A 7,639-nucleotide genomic window follows, 5' to 3' on the forward strand; every position below is an offset into this window, starting at 1 on the left:
CAGAATATTGGCGAGCTTTAGCCTCATCAATCACTTTTTGAATAAGCTGTTTACCAATTCCTTTATTTTGCCATGCACTACTGACTGAAATTTCATGAATAAAAAGACTTTCAGGTAAATCATCCACCATAATAAACCCCACGGGTTCATCATCTTTATTTACTGCAACCCAGTGGAATTGCTTTTCAATAAAAGCTAAATGGCTGTCAACATCTTGTACATCCTCTGTACTTATCCAGCTTAAATCTTCAATAGTGCTAAAAAGTTGCCCTGCTGAAGACTCTATTGTAGGAAGTTTGCTCGCATCACCTATTCGAGTTTGGCGCACAGTAATCAAACTACTTTTTGCTAATATTTGAGATTGTGACATTCTTATTTCCAGTAATACTCTTTTTATTATTTAAAAAGCCACCCAATTGGATGGCTTAAATTGCTAATCTTTAGGTAAGATACCATAGGATTGGTACTTTCCACTCTCTTCAATAAATCGGTTATAATATTTATTATCTTCTACTGAGCTTTTAGATACCCTTTCACTATATGCTTTTGAAACATCAATAAAGGTTTTATGAAATGAATCTTTTAATTTATCGTGAATATCGGGATCAGTACTTTCTTTTATTTGATTTAATAATGATACTAAATTTTCTGCTTCTGCTTGAATATCAGGATCAGTAAATTCAGCCGCCGGCAATGAATAATCAATATTCGTATTTACAGTGTCACTATATTCATCTTCTTTAGAAAGTGGTTTTAAATCTTCGCCATAATTATCCATAAAATATTGAATAATTTCCGGCTTATCAAAACATTTTGTTTTTATATTCCCTTTTTCATTACGATTATGGCTTTTAATCTCATCAGGGAAAGGAATACCCAGAGGATAAGTGCATTGGAAAGCATTGCCATCAATTAATGTCGCATTAGTGCTTTGTACTGGTAACTCAATCTGATAGCCATTAATAATCACCGTATGGTCTGTTGGCTTAAAACGATCCGCTTCACCTTTGACTGCATACACCTCAGCCAATTGATAATAAATAAAATTATTAGGATTGAGAATACCGCCACTATTATTGTCATAAACCATAAAGGTGGATTTATTTCCTGCACTATTTTGTATGCTATGTTCTCCTGGAGAAAGCGTAATTTCGCCTTTTTTTCCAGGTTCAATTTGGTACTCTTTACCATCAATCTGAAAACTGATACTCACATCGCTTGGATTGCTATAATAAAATGTATTTTTTTTATTATCAGAGCCAAACTTATCACAAGCAGCTAACATCAAAATGGCACCTGTGAGTAGTCCTATCTTAAAGAAATTTTTCATCGTATCGTTATCCTTATCACCCATATTCTATGCAATTCATTTGCATCCCATGAAGCCTTTCTAGAAATATTTAAAAGTAACTTTATAGCCTTGGCAAGGGATTACAAAAGATAGCACTATTATGCTTAATCAATTAGAGATATATCGACTTTGAAAAATCAAATACGAACAATTGATAAATAGTAAGTGGTAATTTTTGGCTAAAAATAGCTTTTCTTCAATATCAAATATCCGAATTATGATTAAAGTATAGCTATGTTGATAATAAACGATAAAGAAAAACAACCGAAAGTAATCGGTTGTTTTATCTAGCGTGATTTAATTAATTGAATTAACCAAATCATTCCACGTTGATAGTACCAACACTTGATCAGGAGGAGAAAGCTCACCCGCTTTTATCGCTTTTTTAATACTCTCTTCTACGCGTGCTCTTAGCGCCTCTAATTGCATATTATTTTCTTGTTCAAGTTCCGCAATTGCGAGTGTAATGTGGCCTTGTAAATAGCCACCGGCAAACAGCTCGTCGTCAGTAGCATGTTCAACACGACTATCAATTTTATCTAATAAGTACGATTCATACTCAGAAAGCATTGTTTATCCTCAATATAATGTTGCTATATAACTGATTAATAATTAGATAATATGGTATAGCAACCTTACTACCTCAGGCCTTATTCATAAATAAGACCTTTGTGTTGGATAAGCGATAATAAGTGACTCGCAATCCTTAATTCACTAAAGGGTTTTCCTGATAAGGAAAATCATCTTCAGTAAGTGCTGGCGTATTGTAAAACAAATGTAACGCATTAATAAATAGTTGAGCGCGTGGAGGCGTATTTTTATCACGTAAATAAGCGAGAACTTGCTCACGGACTTTATTTCTAAACTCGTAGCGATCAGGCTCAAAATCACCTTCTAAATTGTCACAACTAACATTAAAAGGATAACCTGCTGCTTGGCAAAATAGCCAATCTAATGCCTGAGGTTTAATTTCTACTGATTCAAATTGTCCTTGTGTACTTTCATCTCTTCCATCAGGGCAATACCAATAGCCGTAATCTACTTGTAGACGGCGTTTTTCACCCGCAATACACCAATGTGATATTTCATGTAACGCACTCGCATAAAAACCATGCGCAAAAATAATTTGGTGATAAGGACATTCTTCATTTGCAGGTAAATAAACAGGCTCATTGTCACCTTTAACTAAATGTGTTTGAAACGTATCACTAAAGCATTGATTAAAGATATCTATTAACTGTTGATAATGATGTAAAGACATTTAAAAACCATCTAATCCTAATTAAAAATTGCAGAGAACCAATGCGCGATAGTATCACCATGATTATCATGGATAAGTTTGATGCTCATCAAAAAAGAGATAATGACTAGCATCGGTCTTATTAATTTTTGCCCTTTTGTTAATACTAAGCCAGCCCCTAAACGAGCGCCAATAAACTGCCCACAAAGCATAATTAGCCCTATTGTCCAAAGAACGTGTCCAGCAACCATAAAAAAAAGGAGTGAACCAAAGTTAGAGACAAAGTTAAGCAACTTAGCATGTGCGGTTGCTTTTGAAAGATTATACCCTAGCAACATAACATAGGCTAAAGCGAAAAAAGAGCCTGTTCCAGGACCGAAAATGCCATCATAAAACCCAACCCCACCTCCTATTACAACACCAAAGACATAATAGCCTAGACGCTGTTTACTATCTTGAGCGCCAATAGAGGGAGTCAGTAAGAAGTAAAGGCCAATGGCAATCGTTAAGACAGGAAGTGCTTGTCGCAGAACATCTGGATTAATAAATTGCACTAGCATTGCACCAGAGATAGCACCAATAAATGTCATTAAAATAGCAAAGCGCTGCGCTTTTAAATCAATAACACGCCGTCTTATAAAGTAGAGTGTGGCAGAAAATGACCCACCTAATGATTGTAATTTATTTGTCGCTAATGCTTGTACTGGTGATATTCCCGCAGAGAGCAATGCAGGAATGGTAATCAAACCACCGCCACCTGCAATGGAGTCTATAAAACCTGCAAAAATAGCAACGAGAAACAGAAGAAGGTAGATGCCATCTGAAAGTAGCCAATCCATTTATCAATCCGCATATCAGAAATAAAGAAGCGTGTTGCTGTTTATATTTATTATCTATATTAACATTAACAGCAACACTGTCTGAGCATAGAGATGTAGGCGCTCGCACCTTAGAACTATATACAACAGAATACAATAGAACTATATACAACAGAAATACATACAACGCTAAGAAACACTCTTCAGATAAGTATTAATCATTATGAGCGAATGTAGTATATACAATTTTGTTGTATCGTTAGTTACCACTGTTTTAAAGGTGGTGTAACATCGCCACATTGCCCGCGCTGACGTAATGCGTGGTCGAGTAGCACAATCGCCATCATTGCTTCTGCAATGGGTACTGCACGAATACCAACACATGGATCGTGACGACCTTTAGTTATCATTTCAACTTCGTCGCCTTCACGATTAATCGTTTTACCCGCAATAGTAATACTTGATGTCGGTTTTAGTGCGATATGAGCAATAATAGGTTGCCCACTACTAATTCCGCCTAAAATGCCACCGGCATGATTAGTCGTAAATCCATCTTGTGTAATTTCATCACGATTTTCTGTGCCTTTTAGGTTCACAACGCCAAACCCATCACCAATTTCAATTCCTTTCACCGCATTAATGCTCATTAATGCATGTGCTAAATCGGCATCTAATCTATCGAATACAGGCTCACCAAATCCAGCGGGGACACCTTGTGCAATCACCGTGATTTTAGCGCCAACAGAGTTTCCTTCTTTCTTGAGTTCTCTCATATACTCATCAAGAGAGGCTAAACAAGAAGGATCTGGGCAAAAGAAAGGATTGGTTTCAACAATAGACCAGTCAACGAGCTCACAAGTAATAGGACCTAATTGTGATAAATACCCTTTTACTTCGATACCAAATTTTTCTTTTAAATATTTTTTGGCAATAGCACCTGCTGCAACGCGCATTGCCGTTTCACGAGCAGAGGAACGACCACCACCACGATAATCACGTAAACCGTATTTTTGCTCATAAGTGTAATCAGCATGACCTGGGCGAAATACATCTTTAATTTCACTGTAATCTTGTGAGCGTTGATCGGTATTTTCAATTAATAAACCAATACTTGTTCCCGTTGTGACACCATTGAATACACCAGATAGAATACGAACTTGATCTGGTTCACGACGTTGTGTGGTATAACGAGAGGTCCCTGGGCGACGACGGTCTAAATCTCCCTGTAAATCAGCTTCTGTCAAAGGTAATCCAGGAGGTACACCATCAACAATACAACCTAATGCGATGCCATGCGACTCACCAAAGGTTGTCACGCGAAATAATTGTCCGATACTGTTTCCTGCCATCCCTTTATTCCTATCTATTTGTGATGTTAATACAATGTTATTTGCAAGAATAACAATCTACCGCCTCGTTATTCTTACATCAACGTTTATCAATAGAAAAACAGTCTGAATATTCGACGAGTTGCTCGCGTGTCAACATAAAGACACCTAGCCCACCCTTTTCAAACTCAAGCCATGTAAAAGGGACTTCTGGGAATTGAGCGATAAGATGAACCATACTATTACCGACTTCACAAATTAAAATACCTTGTTCGCTTAAATAATCAGGCGCTTTTAACAATATCTGCCTTGTGATATCAAGCCCATCAATACCAGAAGCTAATGCAAGTTCAGGTTCAATATGATATTCATCAGGTAAATCGCCCATATCTTCAACATCAACATAAGGTGGATTTGTCACGATGATATCGTAAGGCGTTGGTACTATTGAATTGAACAGATCGGATTGCATTGGGTAAACACGATGCGTTAACCCGTGATTTTCAATATTAAATTCAGCAACATCTAAAGCTTCTTCTGAAATATCAACAGCATCAACTTCAGTATCTTCAAATTCATAAGCACATGCGATAGCAATACAACCACTTCCTGTACATAAATCAAGAATGCGTGAAGGTTCATTGTGAATTAATCCACTAAAATGGTTATTAATTAATTCACCAATTGGCGAACGAGGAATAAGGACTCGTTCATCAACATAAAACTCATGCCCACAGAACCAAGAACGATGCGTAAGATAAGGAACAGGAATTTTTTGCTCTATACGACTTTCAATTAATTGGATAATAGTATTTTTTTCAGAGGTCGTTAACTTTGTTGATAACAGCGCTTCAGGAATATCTAAAGGAAGTGAAAGTGTGGGTAATACTAGTTGTATAGCCTCATCCCACGCATTGTCAGTGCCATGACCATAATAAATGTCTGATGAATTAAACTGACTCATAGCCCAGCGTAGCATATCAAGGATCGTGCTTAACTCTGCTACGGCTTCCTCTTTTACTGTTATTTCCAAAATGGTGATCCTCAGAAGAGATATAGATAGAAAGCCTGTAGTTTGCCATGAAGACGAGGATAAATCAGCGGAAAACTATAAAAAAATAGTCATCTTAGATAATATAGCAAGTAAATATAAAAAAATAAAATAAGAATAAAAAACCAACATATAAGAGATAGCGATTATTATTAATTAAATAAAAATTAATTTAGGTTTTTTATATTAATAATTGCCCTTTTGGTAGATAAAAAATATTAACCAACGATACTTTAATAGGTAATCAGTTATAGTATCAGCCATAGGCTCCCTCTATGGATTTTATTTTTTATTTACTAGTTATGTGACTATTTTAGCAGGGTTAATCCCTGCTTTTTTTTTTATTTTTCTGTTGATAAGCCGAACTTTTTTGTCTCTTTCATGATTTCATGTACTATGACTAACAAAGAATATGACACGATAAAGAAACATAAAATGAGCAAAAAATTCATATTGCCACGTTCAGAAGTTGAATTATTTCAGGAAATGGTGAAAGGAACTAAAAAATTATCTCAAGATAAAATCGTCCATACACCAAAACGGAAAAAAGTGATGCATTATACTGTTGAGCGCTTACAGCAAGAACAAGTTGATGCATCTTATTATTTTTCAGATGAATTTCAGCCTAACCTAGCAACAGAAGGCCCTATGCGGTATTTAAGAGATGGCGCTAGTGCTTATGAATTGAAGAAATTACGTCGTGGGGATTATGTACCTGAGCTATTTTTAGATTTACATGGCCTAACCCAGCTTATTGCTAAACAAGAAATTGGAGCTTTACTTGCCGCTTGTCGCCGAGAGCATATCTACTGTGCTTGTATTATGCATGGCCATGGCAAGCGCATATTAAAACAACAAACCCCCCTATGGCTTGCTCAACATCCTGATGTTATCGCATTTCATCAAGCCCCAAAAGAATGGGGTGGTGATGCAGCATTACTCGTTCTAATTGAAAATGATGATATTGCTCGGACTTCATTCTAATTAATTCTTTTCTCTAATGACACCTTAAACCATCGATTAGATAAAATAAAATACTGATAAATTATTCTTCTAATTCTGAGGGTGAGATTTGCCATAGTAGTTCTCCAGTGCCTTTACTCACAGAGAAATCAACACAAGCAATTGTTGATGTAGAAAACATAGGAGCTGGAATACTTGGGCAAAGACTTGCAACAACATAACCAACTAAAGGTAAGTGAGAGACAACTAAAATATTTTGATAGCCTAAATCACCTAGTACTTGTAAATAATGGGCAATATGAGTTGCATCTCCATTAGGTGTTAAACCATTTTCAGTTTCTATTTTGCTTGGTAAAGGTAAAGTTTTACCTACTTCATCCAGTGTTTGTTGTGCCCGTAAATAAGGACTGACTAAAACATAATCTATATTACTTCCCTGCTTTGTCATCCACTTTGCCATTTTCGTAGATTCATTTTTTCCGCGCTCTGTTAATGGGCGTAGTGAATCACTTGCAGCATCCAGAGCGGCTTCTCCGTGGCGCATAATAAAAATTTGCATAGTATGTTTTAAACCTATTTGATTTTTGTTATTACTTGTATGAATGTTTTCACTTTCTCATTTTACTATTTAAATGAGATATCTTAGTAAAATACTTAATATATTCCCTATAACGGTATAATTAATGCTGTTAAATATCAAACTTTGCATTGATTAACTAAGTTCTATAACAGAATGTTATGTTTAGTAGTCAAAGTAATATATTAAATAAATTCATAAATTCGACTTTTATAAAGCGTTATTTTCTTTATGATAGTATATTCAACTTTTTTGACTTTTTTTCCATTAAAAAATTATCAATTTTTAATCTGGCGCAAAAGAAACAGAAA

Annotated in this window: 9 protein-coding genes; 1 reads left to right on the top strand and 8 read right to left on the bottom strand. The window is 35.6% G+C overall.

Going from position 1 to position 7,639, the window contains the following annotated elements; genetic code table 11:
• The 7 genes from M983_RS03115 to prmB form a co-directional block, all read right to left on the bottom strand.
• A partial coding sequence (locus M983_RS03115) for a GNAT family N-acetyltransferase (protein ID WP_066746903.1) occupies nt 1-370 on the bottom strand: 370 nt, incomplete at its 3' end.
• A 63-nt stretch (nt 371-433) separates the two neighbouring features.
• Nucleotides 434-1,330: a hypothetical protein gene (locus tag M983_RS03120; RefSeq protein ID WP_066746906.1), complete on the bottom strand. Its 897-nt coding sequence runs from the start codon at nt 1,328-1,330 to the stop codon at nt 434-436.
• A 318-nt stretch (nt 1,331-1,648) separates the two neighbouring features.
• Nucleotides 1,649-1,921, bottom strand: coding sequence for a YfcL family protein (locus M983_RS03125; protein WP_066746909.1), 273 nt, complete (start codon nt 1,919-1,921; stop codon nt 1,649-1,651).
• A 136-nt stretch (nt 1,922-2,057) separates the two neighbouring features.
• Entirely contained in the window at nt 2,058-2,612 is a 555-nt protein-coding gene (locus M983_RS03130) for an elongation factor P hydroxylase (RefSeq protein ID WP_066746912.1), read from the bottom strand.
• 17 nt (nt 2,613-2,629) lie between these two features.
• Complete coding sequence (locus M983_RS03135; protein ID WP_066746915.1) at nt 2,630-3,430, bottom strand: TSUP family transporter; 801 nt, start codon at nt 3,428-3,430, stop codon at nt 2,630-2,632.
• Nucleotides 3,431-3,672: 242 nt separating this feature from the next.
• Nucleotides 3,673-4,758 (bottom strand): chorismate synthase, encoded by a 1,086-nt coding sequence (gene aroC, locus M983_RS03140; RefSeq protein WP_066746918.1) that lies wholly within the window; start codon nt 4,756-4,758, stop codon nt 3,673-3,675.
• Nucleotides 4,759-4,837: 79 nt separating this feature from the next.
• Nucleotides 4,838-5,716 carry a 50S ribosomal protein L3 N(5)-glutamine methyltransferase gene (gene prmB / locus M983_RS03145; RefSeq protein WP_066746928.1) on the bottom strand — a complete coding sequence of 293 codons (879 nt, stop codon included), beginning with the start codon at nt 5,714-5,716 and terminating at the stop codon, nt 4,838-4,840.
• 507 nt (nt 5,717-6,223) lie between these two features.
• On the opposite strand from prmB, the gene smrB reads away from it, so the two are divergent.
• Nucleotides 6,224-6,772 carry an endonuclease SmrB gene (gene smrB, locus M983_RS03150; protein WP_066746921.1) on the top strand — a complete coding sequence of 183 codons (549 nt, stop codon included), beginning with the start codon at nt 6,224-6,226 and terminating at the stop codon, nt 6,770-6,772.
• 61 nt (nt 6,773-6,833) lie between these two features.
• On the opposite strand, the gene sixA is transcribed toward smrB, so the two are convergent.
• A complete protein-coding gene (sixA, locus tag M983_RS03155) occupies nt 6,834-7,310 on the bottom strand; it encodes a phosphohistidine phosphatase SixA (RefSeq protein WP_066746925.1) in 477 nt (158 codons plus the stop codon).
• Nucleotides 7,311-7,639: the final 329 nt, after the last annotated feature.

This window comes from Proteus myxofaciens ATCC 19692, from assembly GCF_001654855.1.
In the GTDB taxonomy this organism is placed as follows: domain Bacteria; phylum Pseudomonadota; class Gammaproteobacteria; order Enterobacterales; family Enterobacteriaceae; genus Proteus; species Proteus myxofaciens.